Origin of the sequence: Vibrio sp. NC2 (genome assembly GCF_025195005.1) — a bacterium.
GTDB lineage: Bacteria > Pseudomonadota > Gammaproteobacteria > Enterobacterales > Vibrionaceae > Vibrio > Vibrio splendidus.
The window spans coordinates 67,896-89,152 of sequence record NZ_JANVFC010000008.1; the positions used below are offsets into that span (position 1 = coordinate 67,896).

Consider the following 21,257-nt stretch of genomic DNA (forward strand, 5'->3'; position numbering starts at 1 on the left):
ATGACGGAAGTTTGTTTAGATGCGGGTAAACGAGATGCGAGATACGAAGAGCATTTAAGTATTCGTCATCCTCAAGAGGGAGGAACGACCGAGTGGGGATCTAGTTTTTGATACCTAGGTGGCTTTTAACAAATAGAGCCCGTTCTTCGACTGACATAAATGGCACCTCGATAATCTCATACCCAAGCTCTTGATAGACTCTGACTAACGCGTGGTGAATCTCTAATGCCTCTTCAAGCGGATAAGGCCTCACATCATCTTGTACGTAAATCGATGCCTCAGGGCGACAGAACAAGGCTTGTGAGTGATAGCCTTGGCTAGCTTCTCGGTAGATTTCGTCAATCTCAAGGTTTGCCTGAGTTAAGTAACCGCAGATATCTGGAATGGCGCGATCGAGAAACGCAACCGGATGCTGGTTGGCCTGTTCCTTTTGCTCATTCATGACAGTGAGACACAGGCGAGCAAAGCCCGGTAGGTCGAACCAAGGTAAGATACCGTTCTCAAGTTGGCTCTGCTGTTCTATTAACTGGCGAGAGGACTCAGCGAAGGTTGGGTAACCCATGTCACCCAAGGCATTGATCAGTGTTGTCTTCCCGGCTCCGGGGCCGCCAGTAATAATGATCGGTTGCATCGTGTTCTTTATCTGTAGCGCTACTTCTGGTTCAGTTGAGCTAGGAACTTATCCGATTCTGCTATTGCAGCATTCATCTGTTCTATCGCGTAGGCGATGTCTTTTTCTAAGCTCATAAATTCGCCCTGCAACGAACCGACAGCACTCGCATTGAGGTTATGCTTTAGATAAAGCGTATTGTCGCGAAGGGTGTTGAGTACCGGGTCCATTTTCTTCTCAGCGCGTTTCATTGCTGAAAGCATGGTCTTGTAAGACGATTGGGTTTCTCGCAGTTTTTGTTCACTCGAACGGCGCAGTGAAGCACTGGTGTAGAGGTCTAACTCGCTCTGCCACTCTGCAAACAGCGCATCTGACACGTCTTCAATCGCAGCAATGCGATCACTGACATTTTGTGCGGCTTTCTCGCTGTCTTGGTATTTATCGTTGATTTGGTTGTACATGTCTTCAAGGTCGCCGCCACTGAAATTCGTCAGGCTACTCAAGGCTTCAAGTGCGCTAGTAAACTCTTCCTGAGCATCCTGCTGCGACTCTTTAGCGTCTTCCACTCTATCGACCATAATGTCACGCTTGTGGTAACCCACTTGCTCCATGGCGGAGTAATAAGCGGATTGGCATCCAGTAAGAGTAAAAATAGAGAGGACTATAACTATTAAATAAGGCATCCTAGTTTCCTATAGTTAAATAATATCAATCGTAGTAAATAACTGCTCAACCTAGCTTGTTAAAATGCTCGATAACAGCGTTAGAATTTTTGATTGTAGAATAACTACTTATCAAAAAACTCTGCCTTGTTCTCAAGCCTTTTTCCTACGCTATTTTTGAACCCTTACTTACTGTGATTAATACAACGGAATATTAATTAGGACTATGAACGAGTTACCAGGGAGTTACAAGTTGAAGATAAAAAACGCAGTCACAGGGAGCATTCAGTTTTCCCGCTATCTTTTGGCGCGAATGACGCACGATAGGGTCAATGTGAATGCGGGTTACTTGGCGTACATTACTTTGCTCTCGATCGTACCGATGTTGACGGTTTTGCTCTCTATCTTATCGTCATTTTCAGTCTTTGCTGATGTTGGTCTAGTGATTCAAAACTTCGTTATTACCAACTTTGTTCCAGCATCTGGGGATGCGGTGCATGGTGCTCTACTCGAGTTCGTTGCCAATACCGGAAAAATGACAGCGGTGGGCAGTGTGTTCTTATTCATTGCGGCATTGATGCTGATCTCCAACATCGATAAGAACCTTAACTACATCTGGCGAGTAACAGAAAAGCGTCGGGCCGTGTTGTCCTTTTCAATGTATTGGATGGTGCTAACGCTTGGACCTATTTTGATTGGGGCGAGCATTGCTGCAACGTCGTATGTGACATCATTGAACTTGTTACAAAACGAAGTCGTGTCGAGTGCCTTTAATACCGTGATTCGCAAGCTCCCTTTGATTACCTCATTCTTTGCGTTTTTCGGTCTGTATCTGTTGGTTCCCAACAAAAAGATACACTTTTCTCATGCGGCAGCGGGCTCTCTGGTTGCGGCTCTGTTGTTCGAACTCAGTAAGAAAGGCTTCGCGGCTTACATTACTCAATTCCCTTCTTACCAATTGATTTATGGCGCATTAGCAGCGATTCCCATTCTTTTTGTCTGGGTGTATTTGTGCTGGTTGATTGTGTTGGTGGGTGCTGAGGTGACGGCCGCGTTGGGCGAGCAGGAACAGTGGAGTGACTCTCAAGAAATGGTACACTCGTCGGATAAAGAAAAAATCACAGAGCAAGGAAACAACAGTGATAGCACTGATCCAGAGAGTAAGTGAAGCTGCCGTCCGTGTTGATGGCGAAGTAGTGGGTGAAATTGAGCAAGGCTTATTGGTTCTGTTAGGCGTAGAAAAAGGTGATGACGAAGCCAAAGCCAAACGTTTGATGGAACGAGTGACCACTTATCGTGTCTTTGGAGATGAAGACGATAAAATGAATCTCAATGTAAAGCAGGTAGAAGGTAAGGTATTAGTGGTTTCTCAATTCACTCTGCCAGCTGATACCAAGAAAGGCACACGAGCAGGATTTTCTCGTGGTGCTCACCCAGAAGATGCAGAGCGTCTTTACAACTATTTCTCTGACCAGTGTGAATCAGTGTTGCCAACGGAACGTGGCCGATTCGCAGCCGACATGAAAGTGTCTTTGGTTAATGATGGCCCAGTAACATTCTGGCTGCAGGTTTAGGCTTAAAGGAATAAGCATGTTTAAACTCATAACACCGACCACCGAAAATCAGCTGAACAAGTATTACCATTTTCGCTGGCAGATGCTCCGTGAACCTTGGCGAATGCCGGTAGGTTCAGAGCGCGATGAATACGATGCCATGAGTCACCATCGCATGATTGTCGATGGTCGAGGTCGCCCGATGGCGATTGGTCGTCTCTATATCACCCCAGATCTAGAGGGGCAGATTCGCTATATGGCGGTGAAGAAATCTCGCCAAAGTAAAGGCATGGGCTCACTCATCTTGGTTGCGCTAGAGTCACTGGCACGTCAAGAAGGGGCGAAGCGTTTGGTGTGTAATGCACGTGAAGATGCGATCTCATTCTATGAAAAGAATGAGTTTGAACGTCGTGGTGAAATTAATGACCAGCGTGGCCCTGTGCGTCATCAACAGATGGTGAAACCTCTTGATCCAATGGCTGATGTACTGCGCAAACCAGAATGGTGTAATGAGCTTCAGCAGCGTTGGGAAAATCAGATCCCGATCAGTGACAAAATGGGCATCAAGATTAACCAATACACGGGTTATCAGTTTGAGTGTAGCGCTCAGTTGAATCCCAACCTTAACCCTCATAACACCATGTTTGCTGGCTCAGCTTTTACCTTGGCGACTCTAACGGGTTGGGGAATGACTTGGCTACTGATGAAAGAACGTGGGCTGACCGGTGATATCGTGCTGGCAGACAGTAATATTCGTTATCGTCACCCAGTCGAGCAAAATCCAGTCGCATCTACGTCATTGGATGGGATCAGTGGTGATTTAGATCGCCTCGCGTCGGGCAGAAAAGCTCGCATCATCATTCATGTGACCATTAACAGTGGCGATGTGGAAGCGGTTGAGTTTACGGGAACCTATATGCTGATCCCTGACTACAAAAAGCGATTATCAACAGACTCCAACGTAAGCGTATAGCTGACACTGGCTAACAGATACAGATACAGATACAGATACAGATACAGATACAGATACAGATACAGATAAAGATTAAAGATAGAAGGCGCTACTCCTGTGGAGTGGCGCTTTTTTGTTGGCAGTCGTTAATCTCGGAATACTCAGCTTGGGTGAGCTTTCCTGAGATTTGATGGCATTGGTCCGATAACGAAATGGATAGAGTGTGTTTGCTAGTTTCTAGCAAATCGAGCTCTCCAGAGACCTCACCGTTGAGCGTTTGAACTCTTTGTGTACCTTGCTCTGCTGCGGACGCACCAATAATGTGCATTGGTTCGAGAGTGAAGCGACCACGGTCAAAATTCGCATTAAGCTCTGGGATTTCAAACACGTTATCAGTCGATGTTTCAGAAAGCTTATCGTTAAAGGTCATCACACCTTGGCGAACACTGCCAGTGAGTTGCCCAGTGGTTGAGTAACCGAGCATCAAAGAATCGCCATACAAGCCTGCGGCTTGAAGTTCAAACTCACCATAGCCGGTTGCATCGAGCGGTAATTCGAGTTGCTGCAGCATGGGTGCTATGGGTAATCCATCGGCAGAGATATCTAAGCTCCATGGCTTACTGATTTGGTTGAAGTCGAGTGTTGCGTTGGCTTCAATATAGCCGTGCTTTAGTGGCATAAACAGGCGTGTCAGCGTCCATTTCCCTTGTTCGCTATTCATTTCAACCACGGGTTGAACACTGACAATATTTTGATAGCTTGCATCGTTGGCGCTAACCATCAACTTGCCTTGCCACAGTCCTAACTTTCTCTGTTGCAGCAGTTGAACTTGATGTCCTTCTACATGCAGCCCTGAGACCTGCCAGTAAGGTTTGTTTGCGAGTTGGATAAGTTGGCTACGTTCTATATTAAGTCGGTCAATAGAGGCTTGCTGAAGCTGTGTCAGCCAAGGCAATAGGCGAGCGGATGGTAGAACTTTATCTTGGCTTTCCGTAATCCACTTTATGCCTTGCAGGTCGAGCTGCGCTAATTGAATGCTGCTAGGGGTTACTTCGCCATTAAGCTGAATACTGCCTTGTAAGAATTGAGTATAGAAGTCTTCAATCAGAATCTGGTTCGGATCTAAATTGAGCTTGATACTTGGCTCTATGAAGATGTCATCATCAATGGTCACTCCCTCTGCTTGCAGAGAGAAAATGGCTGTCTGTTGCTTCCACAGCTCAAAAGGCAGTTGGATATTTTCTAGTGAGGCATCAAAAGCTGCGAGGTGACCATCTTGCCATTCCACGTCGCTGCGCAGAATATCTAAGCTATTGATGTGATTGATCTGAATACCGGCTACATCCCACTCTTTGCTTAGTAGGCTTTGGGTCTGTTTCTGATTGAGTCGTAAGCCATCGACGGTCACATTTACCAACGACCAATCTTGCTGATACTGCTCTGCTTGTCCTGAAATCTTGGCACCGCGCCAGTCAAATGAAGCGCCATAAAGCGTGCTGTCACTAGGTTTTAAGTCTAGGTCAAACAACAGGTTATCGAAGGCTTCTCCTTGCCAATACAGCTGCGTGGCTGAGAGTTGGATTTTGCCATAAGGCAGTAATGCGTTGTTGTCATCCCACGTTGGATCGGAGATCTGGAGGTCGATGCCTCGCGCATTAAAGTCTGGGGTCGAAAAGTCGAGATTATTGATGGCGAGCTGATGGAGCTTGATGTTTGGTTGGGTGAATAACGGCGTGAATGCCTCTAGATCGCTTATTTCCAACTGTAGGCCACTGATCAAGACGGAGTCCAAGACCAGTTTAGCTTCTGTAATCGAGCTGGGATTGAACCAAAGATCGATCTTGTCGATATAGAGAGGTTTTTGTTTATCAGGTTGGCTTCGGGTAATGCCCATCAAGGTGATGTGATAAGGCGCCTGATACTCAACGTCTTCAATGAGTACAGGTTGTTCAAGCGTATGCTTGATAAAAAAGTTAGCAACATCCGATCGGTATTGAGTTTGTAGGCTTAATAACAACGCTGCGATAGTCGCAACGATGATGGCCACCACAATGCCAATCACCATGAATACCTTTTTCATTCCCTGAAAGCCTTAAATTTCAATAGTCTCAAAACAGAGTGGAACAAAAAGGGGCAAGCAGCAACAAAAAAGCCCCTCAAAAGAGGGGCTTGCTACAAAAATATCATTTTAAATTGGGCGTTAGCTTTTGGCTAAGCCCGAGCAGATGATTGGGTTAGTCTAGTTGAGGACCTGCCGCAACCAGTGACTTACCTTCAGCATTGTCTGTGTACTTATCAAAGTTGTTGATGAAGCGCTCTGCTAGATCTTTCGCTTTGCTTTCCCATTGTAGTGGATCAGTGTAAGTATCACGTGGGTCAAGAATCGCTGGGTCAACATCGTGCAACGCTAGCGGTACTTCTAGGTTAAACATAGGGATAACCTTAGTCTCAGCTTGGTCGATTGAGCCATCTAGGATAGCGTCGATGATGCCGCGAGTATCTTGGATTGAGATACGTTTGCCTGTGCCATTCCAACCTGTGTTCACTAGGTAAGCTTCAGCGCCAGCCGCTTCCATACGCTTCACAAGCACTTCAGCGTACTGAGTTGGGTGAAGAGTTAAGAATGCCGCACCAAATGCCGCAGAGAACGTTGGTGTTGGTTCAGTAATACCGCGCTCTGTACCTGCTAGCTTAGCTGTGAAGCCAGATAGGAAGTGGTACTTAGTTTGTTCTGGAGTCAGTTTAGAAACAGGTGGTAACACACCAAACGCATCAGCAGTCAGGAAGATAACTTTTTGAGCGTGACCGGCTTTTGATACTGGCTTAACAATGTTGTCGATGTGGTGAATCGGGTAAGAAACACGAGTGTTCTCTGTTTTTGAACCGTCATCGAAATCGATAGAACCATCACCACGAACCGTTACGTTTTCTAGCAGAGCATCGCGACGGATTGCATTGTAGATTTCTGGTTCTGCTTCTTTAGATAGACGAATCGTCTTCGCGTAACAACCACCTTCGAAGTTGAAGATACCATCGTCATCCCAACCGTGCTCATCATCACCGATTAGCTCACGTTTAGGATCGGTTGATAGGGTTGTTTTACCGGTACCTGATAGGCCGAAGAATACAGCTACGTCGCCTTCTTCGCCAACGTTTGCACTACAGTGCATTGAAGCAATGCCTTGCAGAGGAAGCAGGTAGTTCATCATTGCGAACATGCCTTTCTTCATCTCACCGCCGTACCAAGTACCACCGATGATTTGAACGCGCTCTGTTAGGTTGAAAGCAACGAAGTTTTCAGAGTTTAGACCCTGCTTTTCCCAGTTAGGGTTCGTTGTTTTAGCACCGTTCATTACCACGAAATCAGGTTCGAACGTTGCTAGCTCTTCGTCAGTTGGACGAATGAACATGTTCTTAACGAAGTGCGCTTGCCACGCTACTTCAGTGATAATACGCACACTTAAACGCGTATCTGGGTTAGCACCACAATAACCGTCGATGACAAACAGGCGTTTGCCAGATAGCTGAGTTGTCACAAGCTCTTTCAGCTCACTCCATACTTCAGTTGTAATCGGTTTGTTGTCATTTTTGCCTTGATCTGACCACCACATGGTATCGCGCGTAGTGTCATCTTTAACAATGTACTTATCTTTTGGTGAGCGTCCAGTAAAGATACCAGTGTCAACCGCAACAGAGCCTAGTTCCGTTACTACGCCTTTTTCGTAGCCTTCCAAACCTGGCAGTGTTTCTTCAACGAATAACTGCTCGTAGCTAGGATTACGAAGAACTTCAGTAACGCCAGTCAGTCCGTGCTTAGTTAGATCAATTTGTGCAGCCTTAGTATGTTCCATAACGGTCATAGGTGCTCCTTGTAGGATATTTTGTAGGGATTTTGTATTAATTTTTTATTGTTATCTGCTCACCATGCTAACAACGAGGCTCGGGGGAAACAGGGATACAGCTCAAAAAATATCCATATTAACCGTGAGGTTTTAAGCGTCTCGTCACATATTGGCCCGACTAGTCTATCCTGTACGCAAACCTTTGCGCTAGGGGCGAGAACATTATTAATTGATTAAAATTAAGCGGTGATTTTATTACGAGATGTTACGGGCTTTGCGCTATTTTGATCACAAAAAAGGCCAGCTTAGTGCTGACCTTTTTGGGGTAAATTACGTGTTTTTGGTACGCTGTAAATTAATGAACCGTATTGTCGCCTTTATCTGCTGCTTCTGCGTACAGTGCATCAACGTCGCCCTTATCGAACGAGTAGTTTGTGCCACAGTAATCACAGTGAAGCGCAACACTACCTTCCGTACTCAGGATGTCGTAGATTTCCTCTTGAGCAACAGTAATGATAGCGGCACCACTGCGTTCACGAGAACAACCACAGAAGAACTCGACAGGTTGAGGGGTAAACACCTGAACCTTCTCTTGGTTATATAGGCGGTACAGCAAATCATTTGCTTCTAGAGAGAATAGTTCTTCGTTTTTAACCGTGTCAGTTAACTGCTCCAGGTGCTCGAAGTCATCTGGCGTACCGGTGCCGTCTGGCATAACCTGCAGCAACATACCCGCAGCGTGTGCTTTGCCTTCATGTTCACCCGTACGTAGCCATAGACGAGTCTTTAGCTGTTCAGAGTTTGCGAAGTAACCTTCAAGGACTTCAGCTAGAGTGTCACCTTCAAGACCAACGATACCTTGGTAACGCTCACCTTTTTTAGGATCGATAGTGATCACTAGGTGGCCTTTACCTATAAGGTCGTGCAGGCCAGCGTCGTCAGCAATATCACCGTCAAAGCGCGCAACACCACGAATCTTCTGATCGTTATCGCCATTAATAACAGCGAGAGATACTGGACCATCACCTTGCAGTTGCATCGTGATAGAACCTTCAAACTTTAGCGTCGCCGTTAGTAGCGTCGTTGAAACCAGTAGCTCACCCAACAGCTTTTGTACTGGAGCTGGGTATTCCTTGCTAGAAATAATCTGTTGGTACGCTTCGTCCATCTGTACCAATTCACCACGTACTGATAGGTCTTCAAATAGGTAGCGATTTAAAACATTACTTGTAGACATTGGGTCTGCCATTTGGCTATTCCTTCTAGCTTATTGAGTCTTGAACTTGATGATGTCACGACGTTGCTTTTTATCTGGGCGACGTTCTGGTGCTGGGCTATGAGCATTTAGCTTGCGTTGTTGTGCAAACTCTTCTCTTTTTGCCAAGCTTTCGGTGGTTTCTTCATAGAGGGTTTGAGCGACTGGCGCCCCGCCGCGGTGTGCGGATATTTTCTCTATGGTGACCGTCTTTTCTTCATTCCCTTGGCGCAGGGTAACCACTGCCCCAAGTTCTACGATTTTGCTGGGTTTACTGCGCTGACCATTATAGTGGACTTTGCCACCATCGACCATGTTGCGAGCAATTGAACGAGTTTTATAAAAGCGTGCTGCCCACAACCATTTATCGAGTCTGACAGCTTCATTAGTCGTTTTCATATAGGACAGTGCCTTTTCAGTTAGAAATGAATGCGGTTTAACTGTTATTCACAGTATGCAACTTATTTTGTTTGATGACGCTTATCACATTTAGTAGAAGCTTATGTGGAGGCGATTGGCTTTTTTTTCAAGGAAGATTACAAAATAGCTCAGGTAATGCCGATTTATAGATTTGCTATGATATAGTTCAGGATCTTATGCTTTTAATAAGCTGGAACAGAATGTATGAACAAAAAAGCTGATAGTTTAGTAGGTTACAGCTTTATTCGTTATAGAAAGGGTTAGGGAACGTGAACTTTTTAGAGCTCAAACTTCGCATGGATAACTCTCCGGTGCTGAGCCGATTTTTAGAGAATGGATTTTTACTCCAGCAGAAACTGAGCCTTGTTCTTTGTTGTGTGTTGATCGCAGCTTCCGCATGGATTTTAGGACAGCTTGCATGGTTTATTGAACCTGCTGAGCAAACCGTGGTGCCATGGGTAGCAACGGCTTCCTCGTCTTCAACGCCTCAATCGACTCTTGATATCTCTTCTTTGCAGCAGAGCAACATGTTTGGTGCTTATAACCCAACCACGCCTGCTGTGGTTGAGCAGCAAGTTATCCAAGATGCGCCAAAGACGCGACTGAATCTCGTTTTGGTGGGTGCAGTAGCCAGTTCTAATCCAAAACTGAGCTTGGCTGTGATTGCCAATCGCGGCACACAAGCGACCTACGGAATTAACGAAGAGATTGAAGGCACTAGAGCTAAGCTCAAGGCCGTATTGGTCGATCGTGTGATCATCGATAACTCTGGGCGAGACGAAACCCTGATGCTTGAAGGTATTGAGTACAAGCGTTTGTCTGTATCAGCGCCTGCGCCACCTCGTACCTCTTCTTCTGTGCGTGGCAACAACCCAGCTTCTGCAGAAGAGAAGCTAGATGAAATTAAAGCGAAGATAATGAAAGATCCGCAACAAATCTTCCAATATGTTCGACTGTCTCAGGTGAAACGCGACGATAAAGTGATTGGTTATCGTGTGAGCCCTGGCAAAGATTCAGAACTTTTTAACTCTGTTGGGCTCCAAAACGGAGATATTGCCACTCAGTTAAATGGACAAGACCTGACAGACCCTGCTGCTATGGGCAACATATTCCGTTCTATCTCAGAGTTGACAGAGCTAAACCTCGTCGTCGAGAGAGATGGTCAACAACATGAAGTGTTTATTGAATTTTAAAACTTTGCGTCTAACGAAGGACGAAAGTGTAGGAGAAGTACGTGAAGCATTGGTTTAAGAAAAGTGCATGGTTATTGGCAGGAAGCTTAATCTGCACACCCGCAGCCATCGCGAGTGATTTTAGTGCCAGCTTTAAAGGCACTGATATTCAAGAGTTTATTAATATTGTTGGTCGTAACCTAGAGAAGACGATCATCGTTGACCCTTCGGTGCGCGGAAAAATCGATGTACGCAGCTACGACGTACTCAATGAAGAGCAATATTACAGCTTCTTCCTAAACGTATTGGAAGTGTATGGCTACGCGGTTGTCGAAATGGACTCAGGTGTTCTTAAGATCATCAAGGCCAAAGATTCGAAAACATCGGCAATTCCAGTCGTTGGAGACAGTGATACGATCAAAGGCGACAACGTGGTGACACGTGTTGTGACGGTTCGTAATGTCTCGGTGCGTGAACTTTCTCCTCTGCTTCGTCAACTAAACGACAATGCAGGCGCGGGTAACGTTGTGCACTACGACCCAGCCAACATCATCCTTATTACAGGCCGTGCAGCCGTTGTTAATCGTTTAGCTGAAATCATCAAGCGCGTTGACCAAGCGGGTGATAAAGAGATTGAAGTCGTTGAGCTAAAGAATGCTTCTGCGGCAGAAATGGTACGTATCGTTGATGCGTTAAGCAAAACCACAGATGCTAAAAATACACCTGCCTTCCTACAACCTAAATTAGTTGCTGATGAGCGTACCAACGCGATTCTTATCTCAGGCGACCCTAAAGTACGTAGCCGTTTAAGAAGGCTGATTGAACAGCTTGATGTTGAAATGGCAACCAAGGGCAACAACCAAGTTATTTACCTTAAGTACGCAAAAGCAGAAGATTTAGTTGATGTGCTGAAAGGCGTGTCGGACAACCTGCAATCAGAAAAGCAATCTTCAACCAAAGGCAGCTCATCGCAACGTAACCAAGTGATGATCTCCGCTCACAGCGATACCAACTCTCTGGTTATTACCGCTCAGCCGGATATTATGAACGCGCTGCAGGATGTGATCGCACAGTTGGATATTCGTCGTGCTCAAGTCTTGATTGAAGCCCTGATTGTCGAGATGGCAGAAGGTGACGGTGTTAATCTTGGTGTGCAATGGGGTAACCTAGAAACGGGTGCCATGATTCAGTACAGCAACACTGGTGCATCGATTGGCGGCGTAATGGTTGGTTTGGAAGAAGCAAAAGATAGTGAGGAAACCACAACCATAACAGATGATAATGGTAATGTGACTGGTTTTAATACCGTTACGAAAGAAGGTGACTACTCAACTTTAGCTTCTGCTCTTTCTGGCGTGAACGGCGCGGCAATGAGCGTGGTAATGGGTGACTGGACTGCCTTGATCAGTGCAGTAGCGACCGATTCAAATTCAAATATCCTATCTTCTCCAAGTATCACTGTGATGGATAACGGCGAAGCGTCGTTCATTGTGGGCGAAGAGGTGCCTGTTTTAACTGGCTCGACCGCAGGCTCAAGTAACGATAACCCATTCCAAACGGTTGAACGTAAAGAAGTGGGTATCAAGCTTAAAGTGGTGCCACAAATCAACGAAGGTGACTCAGTTCAACTGCAAATAGAACAAGAAGTATCGAACGTATTAGGCGCCAATGGTGCGGTTGATGTGCGTTTTGCTAAGCGACAGCTAAATACATCAGTGATTGTTCAAGACGGTCAAATGCTGGTGCTTGGTGGCTTGATTGATGAACGCGCATTGGAAAGTGAATCGAAGGTGCCGTTCTTGGGTGATATCCCAGTGCTTGGACACCTGTTCAAATCAACCAGTACTCAGGTTGAGAAAAAGAACTTAATGGTCTTCATCAAACCAACCATTATTCGTGATGGTATGACAGCCGATGGTATCACTCAGCGTAAATACAACTTCATCCGTGCTGAGCAGTTGTACAAGGCTGAGCAAGGACTGAAATTAATGGCCGACGATAACATCCCGGTATTGCCTAAATTTGGTGCCGACATGAATCACCCGGCTGAAATTCAAGCCTTCATCGATCAAATGGAACAAGAATAATGGCTGAATTGGTAGGGGCGGCACGTACTTATCAGCGCTTGCCGTTTAGCTTTGCGAATCGCTATAAGATGGTGTTGGAGTATCAACATCCAGAGCGCGCACCGATACTTTATTATGTTGAGCCACTGAAATCGGCGGCGATCATTGAAGTGAGTCGAGTGGTGAAAAATGGTTTTACGCCACAAGCGATTACTCTCGATGAGTTTGATAAAAAACTGACCGATGCTTATCAGCGTGACTCGTCAGAAGCTCGTCAGCTCATGGAAGACATTGGTGCTGATAGTGATGATTTCTTCTCACTAGCGGAAGAGCTGCCTCAAGACGAAGACTTACTTGAATCAGAAGACGACGCGCCAATCATCAAGTTAATCAATGCGATGCTGGGTGAGGCGATCAAGGAAGGTGCTTCGGATATTCATATCGAAACCTTTGAAAAGTCACTTTGTATCCGTTTCCGAGTTGATGGTGTGCTGCGTGATGTTCTAGCGCCAAGCCGTAAACTGGCTCCGCTATTGGTTTCACGTGTCAAGGTTATGGCTAAACTGGATATTGCAGAAAAACGCGTGCCACAAGATGGCCGTATCTCTCTGCGTATTGGTGGCCGAGCGGTTGATGTTCGTGTTTCAACCATGCCTTCTTCGCACGGTGAGCGTGTGGTAATGCGTCTGTTGGACAAAAACGCCACTCGTCTAGACTTGCACAGTTTAGGTATGACAGCAGAAAACCATGAAAACTTCCGTAAGCTGATTCAGCGCCCACACGGCATTATCTTGGTGACTGGCCCGACAGGTTCAGGTAAATCGACGACCTTGTACGCAGGTCTGCAAGAACTCAACAGCAATGAACGAAACATTTTAACCGTTGAAGACCCAATCGAATTCGATATCGATGGCATTGGTCAAACACAAGTGAACCCTAAGGTTGATATGACCTTTGCGCGTGGTTTACGTGCCATTCTTCGTCAAGATCCTGATGTTGTTATGATTGGTGAGATCCGTGACTTGGAGACCGCAGAGATCGCTGTCCAGGCCTCTTTGACAGGTCACTTAGTTATGTCGACTCTGCATACCAATACTGCCGTTGGTGCGATTACACGTCTGCGTGATATGGGCATTGAACCTTTCTTGATCTCTTCTTCACTGCTGGGTGTTTTGGCTCAGCGCTTGGTTCGTACCTTATGTAACGAATGTAAAGAACCTTATGAAGCCGATAAAGAGCAGAAGAAACTGTTTGGGTTGAAGAAGAAAGAAAGCCTGACGCTTTACCATGCCAAAGGTTGTGAAGAGTGTGGCCATAAGGGTTATCGAGGTCGTACGGGTATTCATGAGCTGCTGATGATTGATGACTCAGTACAAGAGCTGATTCACAGTGAAGCGGGTGAGCAGGCGATTGATAAAGCAATTCGTGGCACAACACCAAGTATTCGAGATGATGGCTTGAGCAAAGTTCTGAAAGGGGTAACTTCCCTAGAAGAAGTGATGCGCGTGACCAAGGAAGTCTAGTATGGCGGCATTTGAATACAAAGCACTGGATGCCAAAGGCAAAAGTAAAAAAGGCTCAATTGAAGCAGATAATGCTCGTCAGGCTCGCCAAAGAATCAAAGAACTTGGCTTGATGCCGGTTGAGATGACCGAGGCTAAAGCGAAAACAGCAAAAGGTGCTCAGCCATCGACCAGCTTTAAACGCGGCATCAGTACACCTGATCTTGCGCTTATTACTCGTCAAATATCCACGCTCGTTCAATCTGGTATGCCGTTGGAAGAGTGTTTGAAAGCCGTTGCCGAACAGTCTGAGAAACCTCGTATTCGCACCATGCTACTCGCGGTGAGATCTAAGGTGACTGAAGGTTATTCGTTAGCAGACAGCTTGTCTGATTATCCCCATATCTTCGATGAGCTATTCAGAGCCATGGTTGCTGCTGGTGAGAAGTCAGGACACCTCGATGCGGTATTGGAACGATTGGCTGACTACGCAGAAAACCGTCAGAAGATGCGTTCTAAGTTGCTGCAAGCGATGATCTACCCAATCGTGCTGGTGGTGTTTGCGGTGACGATTGTGTCGTTCCTACTGGCAACGGTAGTGCCTAAGATCGTTGAGCCTATTATCCAAATGGGACAAGAGCTTCCTCAGTCGACACAATTTTTATTAGCATCGAGTGAATTTATCCAGAATTGGGGCATCCAATTACTGGTGTTGACCATTGGTGTGATTGTGTTGGTTAAGACTGCGCTGAAAAAGCCGGGCGTTCGCATGAGCTGGGATCGCAAATTATTGAGCATCCCGTTGATCGGCAAGATAGCGAAAGGGATCAACACCTCTCGCTTTGCACGAACACTTTCTATCTGTACCTCTAGTGCGATTCCTATCCTTGAAGGGATGAAGGTCGCGGTAGATGTGATGTCGAATCATCACGTGAAACAACAAGTATTACAGGCATCAGATAGCGTTAGAGAAGGGGCAAGCCTGCGTAAAGCGCTTGATCAAACCAAACTCTTTCCCCCGATGATGCTGCATATGATCGCCAGTGGTGAGCAGAGTGGCCAATTGGAACAGATGCTGACAAGAGCGGCAGATAACCAGGATCAAAGCTTTGAATCGACGGTCAATATCGCGTTAGGCATTTTTACCCCAGCGCTTATTGCGTTGATGGCTGGCTTAGTGCTGTTTATCGTGATGGCGACGCTGATGCCAATGCTTGAAATGAACAATTTAATGAGTGGTTAACCTGCTGCTCATCAGACGTTAGTTTTTGGATTATCGAGAAGAAGGACATCATTCCCCTTAACTCGCTATCTGTAATTTGGAGAAAATAATGAAAAATAAAATGAAAAAACAGTCAGGCTTTACCCTATTAGAAGTCATGGTTGTTGTCGTTATCCTTGGTGTTCTAGCAAGTTTTGTTGTACCTAACCTGTTGGGTAACAAAGAGAAGGCGGATCAACAAAAAGCCATCACTGATATCGTGGCGCTAGAGAACGCGCTCGACATGTACAAACTGGATAACAGCGTTTACCCAACAACAGATCAAGGCCTTGACGGGTTGGTGACAAAGCCAAGCAGCCCTGAGCCTCGTAACTACCGAGACGGCGGTTACATCAAGCGTCTACCTAACGACCCATGGGGCAATGAGTACCAATACCTAAGTCCTGGTGATAACGGCACAATTGATATCTTCACTCTTGGCGCAGATGGTCAAGAAGGTGGTGAAGGTATTGCTGCGGATATCGGCAACTGGAACATGCAGGACTTCCAATAAGCTTCGGCTTGTTGTCGGTTGATACGTTCCTGTTGTTTGATTCGTTATTGTTGCTTGATACGTCATTGTCGCTTGATACGTTATTGATGGTAGTACGCAAAAAATGGAGTCTACAAGGTGAAAACTAAGCAAACACAGCCAGGTTTCACCTTGATTGAGATTCTTTTGGTGTTGGTATTACTGTCAGTATCGGCGGTCGCGGTGATCTCGACCATCCCTACCAATAGCAAAGATGTTGCTAAAAAATACGCTCAAAGCTTTTATCAGCGAATTCAGCTACTCAATGAAGAGGCTATTTTGAGTGGCTTAGATTTTGGTGTTCGTGTTGATGAAAAAAAATCGACTTACGTTCTGATGACTTTGAAGTCTGATGGCTGGCAAGAAACGGAGTTCGAAAAGATCCCTTCTTCAACTGAATTACCGGAAGAACTGGCACTGTCGCTGACATTAGGTGGTGGCGCGTGGGAAGACGATGATCGTCTTTTTAATCCGGGAAGCTTATTTGATGAAGACATGTTTGCGGATCTGGAAGAGGAAAAGAAGCCCAAGCCACCACAGATCTACATCTTGTCGAGTGCTGAAATGACGCCATTTGTACTGTCGTTTTACCCAAACACGGGTGACACAATACAAGATGGTTGGCGCATTCGAGTATTGGATAATGGTGAGATTCGACTGCTAGAGCCGGGAGAAGAAGATGAAGAAGAATAACCGTTCTCCTTATCGTTCTCGCGGTATGCCTCTTGGTTCTCGAGGAATGACTCTGCTTGAAGTATTGGTTGCGCTGGCTATCTTCGCTACGGCGGCGATCAGTGTGATTCGTGCTGTCACCCAGCACATCAATACGCTCAGTTATCTCGAAGAAAAAACCTTCGCGGCGATGGTCGTTGATAATCAAATGGCCCTAGTCATGCTACATCCTGAGAAGCTTAAAAAAGCACAGGGCACGCAAGAGTTAGCGGGAAGGGAGTGGTTCTGGAAGATTACCCCTATCGATACCAGCGATGATTTATTAAAGGCTTTTGATGTGAGTGCGGCAACCAGTAAGAAAGCGTCTCCAGTCGTTACGGTGCGAAGCTATGTGGTCAATTAAGAGCATGTGGTCAATTAAAAGCGTGTGGTCAACTAAGAGCATGTTGTCAATTAAGAACAGCTCGCTAACTAAGAGCGTGTCGCTAAGTAAGAGCATGTCGGAAAATAAGCGTACGCCGCGTAAACAAGGTCTATCTTCCAAAGGGAGAGGCTTTACCCTAATTGAAGTCTTGGTCTCGATCGCTATCTTTGCCACGTTAAGCATGGCGGCTTATCAGGTGGTTAATCAGGTACAGCGAAGCAACGAGATCTCTATTGAGCGCAGTGCTCGTTTGAACCAACTGCAACGCAGTTTAGTCATTTTAGATAATGATTTTCGCCAGATGGCGGTGCGAAAATTTCGTACCAACGCTGAAGAAGCATCATCTAAGCTGATCTTAATGAAAGAGTATTTACTGGATTCCGACAGTGTAGGCATCATGTTTACTCGCCTAGGTTGGCACAACCCACAACAGCAGTTTCCTCGCGGTGAAGTCACGAAGGTTGGCTACCGCATTAAAGAAGAAACACTTGAGCGTGTATGGTGGCGTTATCCCGATACCCCTGCAGGCCAAGAAGGTGTGATTACCCCTCTGCTTGATGATGTTGAAAGCTTGGAATTCGAGTTTTATGACGGAAGCCGCTGGGGGAAAGAGTGGCAAACCGATAAATCACTGCCGAAAGCAGTGAGGCTTAAGCTGACACTAAAAGACTATGGTGAGATAGAGCGTGTTTATCTCACTCCAGGTGGCACTCTAGATCAGGCCGATGATTCTTCAAACAGTGACTCTTCAAGTAGTAATGAGGGGAATAATGACTCATCGAACTAACAAGTTTGCACTGACAAGGTCTGCCATGGGGCGCAAGCAGCGTGGTGTCGCGCTGATCATTATTTTGATGCTATTGGCGATCATGGCAACCATTGCTGGCAGCATGTCCGAGCGTTTGTTTACGCAATTCAAGCGTGTTGGTAACCAACTGAATTACCAACAGGCTTACTGGTACAGCATTGGTGTAGAAGCGTTGGTGCAAGACGGTATTAGGCAAAGTTACAAAGACAGTGATACCGTGAACCTAAGCCAACCATGGGCTTTAGAAGAGCAGGTATACCCATTGGATTATGGCCAAGTTAAGGGCCGCATTGTTGATGCTCAGGCATGTTTTAATCTTAATGCCTTAGCCGGAGTGGCGACCACTTCAAGTAACCAGACTCCTTATTTAATCACGGTTTGGCAAACCTTATTGGAAAACCAAGACGTTGAGCCTTATCAGGCTGAGGTTATCGCAAATTCAACGTGGGAATTTGTTGATGCGGATACACGAACCACCTCTTCGTCTGGCGTAGAAGACAGCACGTATGAAGCGATGAAGCCCTCTTATTTGGCGGCGAATGGCTTAATGGCCGATGAATCGGAGCTACGAGCGGTTTATCAGGTCACTGGTGAAGTGATGAATAAGGTTCGCCCATTTGTTTGCGCTTTACCCACCGATGATTTCCGCTTGAATGTGAATACTCTCACGGAAAAGCAAGCGCCTTTATTGGAAGCGATGTTTGCCCCCGGTTTAAGTGAGTCGGATGCCAAACAGCTGATAGACAAACGCCCGTTTGATGGTTGGGATACGGTAGATGCTTTCATGGCTGAACCTGCCATTGTTGGTGTAAGTGCCGAAGTCAGCAAGAAAGCGAAAGCATATTTAACTGTAGATAGCGCCTATTTTGAGCTAGATGCAGAGGTATTAGTTGAGCAGTCACGTGTACGTATACGGACGCTTTTCTATAGTAGTAATCGAGAAACAGTGACGGTAGTACGCCGTCGTTTTGGAGGAATCAGTGAGCGAGTTTCTGACCGTTCGACTGAGTAGCGAACCACAAAGCCCTGTGCAGTGGTTAGTTTGGTCGACAAGCCAACAAGAAGTGATAGCAAGCGGTGAACTGTCTAGCTGGGAACAGCTTGACGAGTTAACGCCTTACGCTGAAAAGCGCAGCTGTATCGCTTTATTGCCGGGAAGTGAATGCTTAATTAAGCGTGTTGAGATCCCGAAAGGTGCTGCTCGCCAGTTTGATTCTATGCTGCCGTTCTTATTAGAAGACGAAGTCGCACAAGATATCGAAGACTTACACCTGACTATTTTAGATAAAGATGCCACTCACGCTACCGTGTGTGGTGTGGATCGTGAATGGTTAAAACAAGCTTTAGACCTGTTTCGCGAAGCCAATATAATCTTCCGCAAGGTGCTACCAGATACACTAGCCGTGCCTTTGGAAGATCAAGGCATCAGTGCATTACAGATCGACCAACATTGGTTATTACGCCAAGGTCACTCTCAACGTCAAGGTCACTATCAAGCCGTATCAATCAGCGAAGCATGGTTACCGATGTTTTTGCAAAGTGATTGGGTTGTCGCTGACGACGAAGAGCAAGCGACGACTATCTTCAGCTATACCGCGATGCCGAGCGACGACGTTCAACAGCAAAGCGGTCTCGAGTGGCAAGCAAAGCCTGCGGAATTGGTGATGTCTTTATTGAGTCAGCAAGCGATCACAAGCGGCGTAAATTTACTGACTGGCACCTTTAAAACCAAATCTTCATTCAGTAAATATTGGCGTGTTTGGCAGAAAGTGGCGATTGCTGCTTGTTTGCTGGTGGCCGTGATTGTGACTCAACAAGTGTTGAAGGTTCAGCAGTATGAAGCGCAAGCCGAAGCTTACAGAGCCGAGAGTGAACGTATTTTTAGAGCTGTGCTGCCAGGTAAACAACGCATTCCGACAATAAGCTACCTTAAGCGTCAGATGAATGATGAAGCTAAGAAATACGGTGGTTCAGGCGAAGGTGACTCCTTACTCGGTTGGCTAGCATTGTTGCCTGAAACCTTAGGGCAAGTGAAGACGATCGAAGTTGAAAGCATTCGCTACGATGGCAACCGTTCTGAGGTTCGACTGCAGGCTAAAAGTTCTGACTTCCAACACTTTGAGACCGCAAGGGTGAAACTCGAAGAGAAGTTTGTCGTTGAGCAAGGGCCATTGAATCGCAATGGCGATGCCGTATTTGGCAGCTTTACTCTTAAACCCCATCAATAACCTGCGTAAGGAGATCAGTGATGAGAAATATGATTGAACCACTCCAAGCGTGGTGGACTTCAATAAGTCAAAGAGAGCAACGATTAGTTGTTGGTTGCTCAGTTTTATTGGTGTTGGGTGTCGTTTATTGGGGGTTATTACAGCCACTCAGTCAGCGAGCTGAACTTGCACAAAGTCGTATTCAAAGTGAGAAGCAGCTTCTTGCTTGGGTAACCGACAAAGCGAATCAAGTGGTTGAACTACGAGGCAGCGGTGGCATCAGTGCCAGTCAGCCCTTGAACCAATCTGTGCCTGCTTCTATGCGCCGCTTTAACATCGAGCTGATACGAGTACAACCACGTGGTGAGATGCTGCAAGTGTGGATTAAGCCTGTGCCATTTAATAAGTTCGTTGACTGGCTGACATACCTGAAAGAAAAGCAGGGTGTTGAGGTTGAGTTTATGGATATTGATCGCTCTGATAGCCCTGGGGTTATTGAGATCAACCGACTACAGTTTAAACGAGGTTAATGTGAAACGCGGTTTATCTTTCAAATACGGCCTGTTATTCAGCGTCATTTTTATCGTTTTTTTCTCGGTAAGCTTGTTGCTGCATTTGCCTGCCGCTTTTGCTCTCAAGCATGCACCCGTCGTGCGTGGTTTAAGCATTGAAGGCGTTGAGGGCACCGTTTGGCAAGGTCGCGCTAACAATATCGCGTGGCAGCGTGTCAATTACGGCTCAGTGCAGTGGGACTTCCAGTTCTCTAAACTATTCCAAGCCAAAGCAGAACTTGCGGTTCGCTTTGGCCGCAACAGCGACATGAACTTATCAGGTAAAGGACGTGTCGGGTATAGCATGAGTGGTGCTTACGCGGAAAACTTAGTGGCATCAATGCCAGCCAGCAACGTGATGAAATATGCGCCTGCTATCCCAGTGCCAGTGTCTATTGCCGGACAAGTTGAACTTACAATCAAACATGCTGTTCATGCTCAACCTTGGTGCCAATCGGGTGAAGGTACGCTTGCTTGGTCTGGTGCCGCTGTCGACTCGCCAGTGGGTTCGTTAGATCTTGGCCCTGTGATTGCGGATATTACCTGTGAAGACAACACAATTGCAGCCAAAGGCGCTCAGAAGAGCGATCAGGTAGACAGCGAGTTCTCAGCGAGCGTAACGCCGAATCAAAGCTACACCTCGGCGGCATGGTTTAAGCCTGGCGCTGAATTCCCGCCAGCAATGCAGAGTCAGCTTAAGTGGTTGGGCAATCCTGATAGCCAAGGTAAATACCAATTTACTTATCAAGGCCGCTTTTAGTGCTTTGT

21 protein-coding genes are annotated in these 21,257 nt (G+C 46.2%); 15 read left to right on the forward strand and 6 right to left on the reverse strand.

Features of this window, described 5'->3' with window-relative positions:
- Nucleotides 1-100 precede the first annotated feature (100 nt).
- Nucleotides 101-631, reverse strand: coding sequence for an AAA family ATPase (locus tag NX845_RS12605; protein ID WP_260256861.1), 531 nt, complete (start codon nucleotides 629-631; stop codon nucleotides 101-103).
- Between the two features lie 20 nt (nucleotides 632-651).
- Nucleotides 652-1,293 (reverse strand): DUF2959 domain-containing protein, encoded by a 642-nt coding sequence (locus tag NX845_RS12610; protein WP_017079335.1) that lies wholly within the window; start codon nucleotides 1,291-1,293, stop codon nucleotides 652-654.
- A gap of 205 nt (nucleotides 1,294-1,498) precedes the next feature.
- On the opposite strand from NX845_RS12610, the gene NX845_RS12615 reads away from it, so the two are divergent.
- Genes NX845_RS12615 through NX845_RS12625 form a run of 3 tightly spaced genes read left to right on the forward strand, consistent with a single transcriptional unit; the run spans nucleotide 1,499 to nucleotide 3,798 of the window.
- A complete protein-coding gene (locus tag NX845_RS12615; protein ID WP_017086963.1) occupies nucleotides 1,499-2,440 on the forward strand; it encodes a virulence factor BrkB family protein in 942 nt (313 codons plus the stop codon).
- On the forward strand, nucleotides 2,412-2,846 hold the full coding sequence (dtd, locus tag NX845_RS12620; protein WP_004735590.1) for a D-aminoacyl-tRNA deacylase: 435 nt from the start codon (nucleotides 2,412-2,414) through the stop codon (nucleotides 2,844-2,846). Before NX845_RS12615 ends, dtd begins: the two co-directional genes overlap by 29 nt.
- Nucleotides 2,847-2,862: 16 nt before the next feature.
- Nucleotides 2,863-3,798 carry a bifunctional GNAT family N-acetyltransferase/hotdog fold thioesterase gene (locus NX845_RS12625; protein ID WP_004735591.1) on the forward strand — a complete coding sequence of 312 codons (936 nt, stop codon included), beginning with the start codon at nucleotides 2,863-2,865 and terminating at the stop codon, nucleotides 3,796-3,798.
- 88 nt (nucleotides 3,799-3,886) lie between these two features.
- Here NX845_RS12625 and NX845_RS12630 read toward each other — a convergent pair whose 3' ends face one another.
- The 4 genes from NX845_RS12630 to hslR all read right to left on the reverse strand — a co-directional run bounded on the left by NX845_RS12630 (nucleotide 3,887) and on the right by hslR (nucleotide 9,273).
- Entirely contained in the window at nucleotides 3,887-5,857 is a 1,971-nt protein-coding gene (locus tag NX845_RS12630; RefSeq protein ID WP_260256862.1) for an AsmA family protein, read from the reverse strand.
- A gap of 154 nt (nucleotides 5,858-6,011) precedes the next feature.
- Entirely contained in the window at nucleotides 6,012-7,637 is a 1,626-nt protein-coding gene (gene pckA / locus NX845_RS12635) for a phosphoenolpyruvate carboxykinase (ATP) (RefSeq protein ID WP_004735593.1), read from the reverse strand.
- 337 nt (nucleotides 7,638-7,974) lie between these two features.
- Complete coding sequence (gene hslO, locus NX845_RS12640; RefSeq protein WP_017086961.1) at nucleotides 7,975-8,868, reverse strand: Hsp33 family molecular chaperone HslO; 894 nt, start codon at nucleotides 8,866-8,868, stop codon at nucleotides 7,975-7,977.
- A gap of 18 nt (nucleotides 8,869-8,886) precedes the next feature.
- A complete protein-coding gene (gene hslR / locus NX845_RS12645) occupies nucleotides 8,887-9,273 on the reverse strand; it encodes a ribosome-associated heat shock protein Hsp15 (protein ID WP_017090220.1) in 387 nt (128 codons plus the stop codon).
- 317 nt (nucleotides 9,274-9,590) lie between these two features.
- Between hslR and gspC the strand changes: the two genes are divergently transcribed.
- From gspC to NX845_RS12705, 12 genes are all read left to right on the forward strand, one after another.
- A complete protein-coding gene (gene gspC, locus NX845_RS12650; RefSeq protein ID WP_029222215.1) occupies nucleotides 9,591-10,487 on the forward strand; it encodes a type II secretion system protein GspC in 897 nt (298 codons plus the stop codon).
- Between the two features lie 41 nt (nucleotides 10,488-10,528).
- Nucleotides 10,529-12,553 (forward strand): type II secretion system secretin GspD, encoded by a 2,025-nt coding sequence (gspD, locus tag NX845_RS12655; RefSeq protein WP_017094144.1) that lies wholly within the window; start codon nucleotides 10,529-10,531, stop codon nucleotides 12,551-12,553.
- On the forward strand, nucleotides 12,553-14,055 hold the full coding sequence (gene gspE / locus NX845_RS12660) for a type II secretion system ATPase GspE (protein ID WP_004735599.1): 1,503 nt from the start codon (nucleotides 12,553-12,555) through the stop codon (nucleotides 14,053-14,055). Before gspD ends, gspE begins: the two co-directional genes overlap by 1 nt.
- A 1-nt stretch (nucleotide 14,056) precedes the next feature.
- On the forward strand, nucleotides 14,057-15,277 hold the full coding sequence (gene gspF, locus NX845_RS12665; protein ID WP_004735600.1) for a type II secretion system inner membrane protein GspF: 1,221 nt from the start codon (nucleotides 14,057-14,059) through the stop codon (nucleotides 15,275-15,277).
- 88 nt (nucleotides 15,278-15,365) lie between these two features.
- On the forward strand, nucleotides 15,366-15,809 hold the full coding sequence (gene gspG, locus NX845_RS12670; RefSeq protein ID WP_004735601.1) for a type II secretion system major pseudopilin GspG: 444 nt from the start codon (nucleotides 15,366-15,368) through the stop codon (nucleotides 15,807-15,809).
- Between the two features lie 117 nt (nucleotides 15,810-15,926).
- The gene (gspH, locus tag NX845_RS12675; RefSeq protein ID WP_108185763.1) at nucleotides 15,927-16,520 is read left to right on the forward strand and encodes a type II secretion system minor pseudopilin GspH; all 594 of its coding nucleotides are present in this window, start codon (nucleotides 15,927-15,929) and stop codon (nucleotides 16,518-16,520) included.
- A complete protein-coding gene (gene gspI / locus NX845_RS12680) occupies nucleotides 16,507-16,902 on the forward strand; it encodes a type II secretion system minor pseudopilin GspI (RefSeq protein ID WP_017086958.1) in 396 nt (131 codons plus the stop codon). Before gspH ends, gspI begins: the two co-directional genes overlap by 14 nt.
- A gap of 40 nt (nucleotides 16,903-16,942) precedes the next feature.
- Nucleotides 16,943-17,710: a type II secretion system minor pseudopilin GspJ gene (gene gspJ / locus NX845_RS12685; RefSeq protein WP_405054870.1), complete on the forward strand. Its 768-nt coding sequence runs from the start codon at nucleotides 16,943-16,945 to the stop codon at nucleotides 17,708-17,710.
- Nucleotides 17,694-18,743: a type II secretion system minor pseudopilin GspK gene (gene gspK, locus NX845_RS12690; RefSeq protein ID WP_076646114.1), complete on the forward strand. Its 1,050-nt coding sequence runs from the start codon at nucleotides 17,694-17,696 to the stop codon at nucleotides 18,741-18,743. Before gspJ ends, gspK begins: the two co-directional genes overlap by 17 nt.
- On the forward strand, nucleotides 18,712-19,959 hold the full coding sequence (gene gspL / locus NX845_RS12695; protein WP_065682031.1) for a type II secretion system protein GspL: 1,248 nt from the start codon (nucleotides 18,712-18,714) through the stop codon (nucleotides 19,957-19,959). The genes gspK and gspL overlap by 32 nt, the downstream gene beginning before the upstream one ends.
- A 20-nt stretch (nucleotides 19,960-19,979) precedes the next feature.
- On the forward strand, nucleotides 19,980-20,468 hold the full coding sequence (locus NX845_RS12700) for a type II secretion system protein M (protein ID WP_017086954.1): 489 nt from the start codon (nucleotides 19,980-19,982) through the stop codon (nucleotides 20,466-20,468).
- A gap of 1 nt (nucleotide 20,469) precedes the next feature.
- A complete protein-coding gene (locus NX845_RS12705) occupies nucleotides 20,470-21,249 on the forward strand; it encodes a type II secretion system protein N (protein WP_054547987.1) in 780 nt (259 codons plus the stop codon).
- Nucleotides 21,250-21,257: the final 8 nt, after the last annotated feature.

Bases quoted from the DNA above. Each gene is read 5' to 3' on its own strand.
- hslO (WP_017086961.1), bottom strand. From the start codon at position 8,868: ATGGCAGACCCAATGTCTACAAGTAATGTTTTAAATCGCTACCTATTT.
- hslR (WP_017090220.1), bottom strand. From the start codon at position 9,273: ATGAAAACGACTAATGAAGCTGTCAGACTCGATAAATGGTTGTGGGCA.
- gspG (WP_004735601.1), top strand. From the start codon at position 15,366: ATGAAAAATAAAATGAAAAAACAGTCAGGCTTTACCCTATTAGAAGTC.
- gspC (WP_029222215.1), top strand. From the start codon at position 9,591: ATGGATAACTCTCCGGTGCTGAGCCGATTTTTAGAGAATGGATTTTTA.
- NX845_RS12610 (WP_017079335.1), bottom strand. From the start codon at position 1,293: ATGCCTTATTTAATAGTTATAGTCCTCTCTATTTTTACTCTTACTGGA.
- NX845_RS12700 (WP_017086954.1), top strand. From the start codon at position 19,980: ATGAGAAATATGATTGAACCACTCCAAGCGTGGTGGACTTCAATAAGT.
- gspF (WP_004735600.1), top strand. From the start codon at position 14,057: ATGGCGGCATTTGAATACAAAGCACTGGATGCCAAAGGCAAAAGTAAA.
- NX845_RS12605 (WP_260256861.1), bottom strand. From the start codon at position 631: ATGCAACCGATCATTATTACTGGCGGCCCCGGAGCCGGGAAGACAACA.
- pckA (WP_004735593.1), bottom strand. From the start codon at position 7,637: ATGACCGTTATGGAACATACTAAGGCTGCACAAATTGATCTAACTAAG.
- gspK (WP_076646114.1), top strand. From the start codon at position 17,694: ATGACTCATCGAACTAACAAGTTTGCACTGACAAGGTCTGCCATGGGG.
- gspI (WP_017086958.1), top strand. From the start codon at position 16,507: ATGAAGAAGAATAACCGTTCTCCTTATCGTTCTCGCGGTATGCCTCTT.
- NX845_RS12630 (WP_260256862.1), bottom strand. From the start codon at position 5,857: ATGAAAAAGGTATTCATGGTGATTGGCATTGTGGTGGCCATCATCGTT.
- gspE (WP_004735599.1), top strand. From the start codon at position 12,553: ATGGCTGAATTGGTAGGGGCGGCACGTACTTATCAGCGCTTGCCGTTT.
- NX845_RS12625 (WP_004735591.1), top strand. From the start codon at position 2,863: ATGTTTAAACTCATAACACCGACCACCGAAAATCAGCTGAACAAGTAT.
- NX845_RS12615 (WP_017086963.1), top strand. From the start codon at position 1,499: ATGAACGAGTTACCAGGGAGTTACAAGTTGAAGATAAAAAACGCAGTC.
- gspJ (WP_405054870.1), top strand. From the start codon at position 16,943: ATGTTGTCAATTAAGAACAGCTCGCTAACTAAGAGCGTGTCGCTAAGT.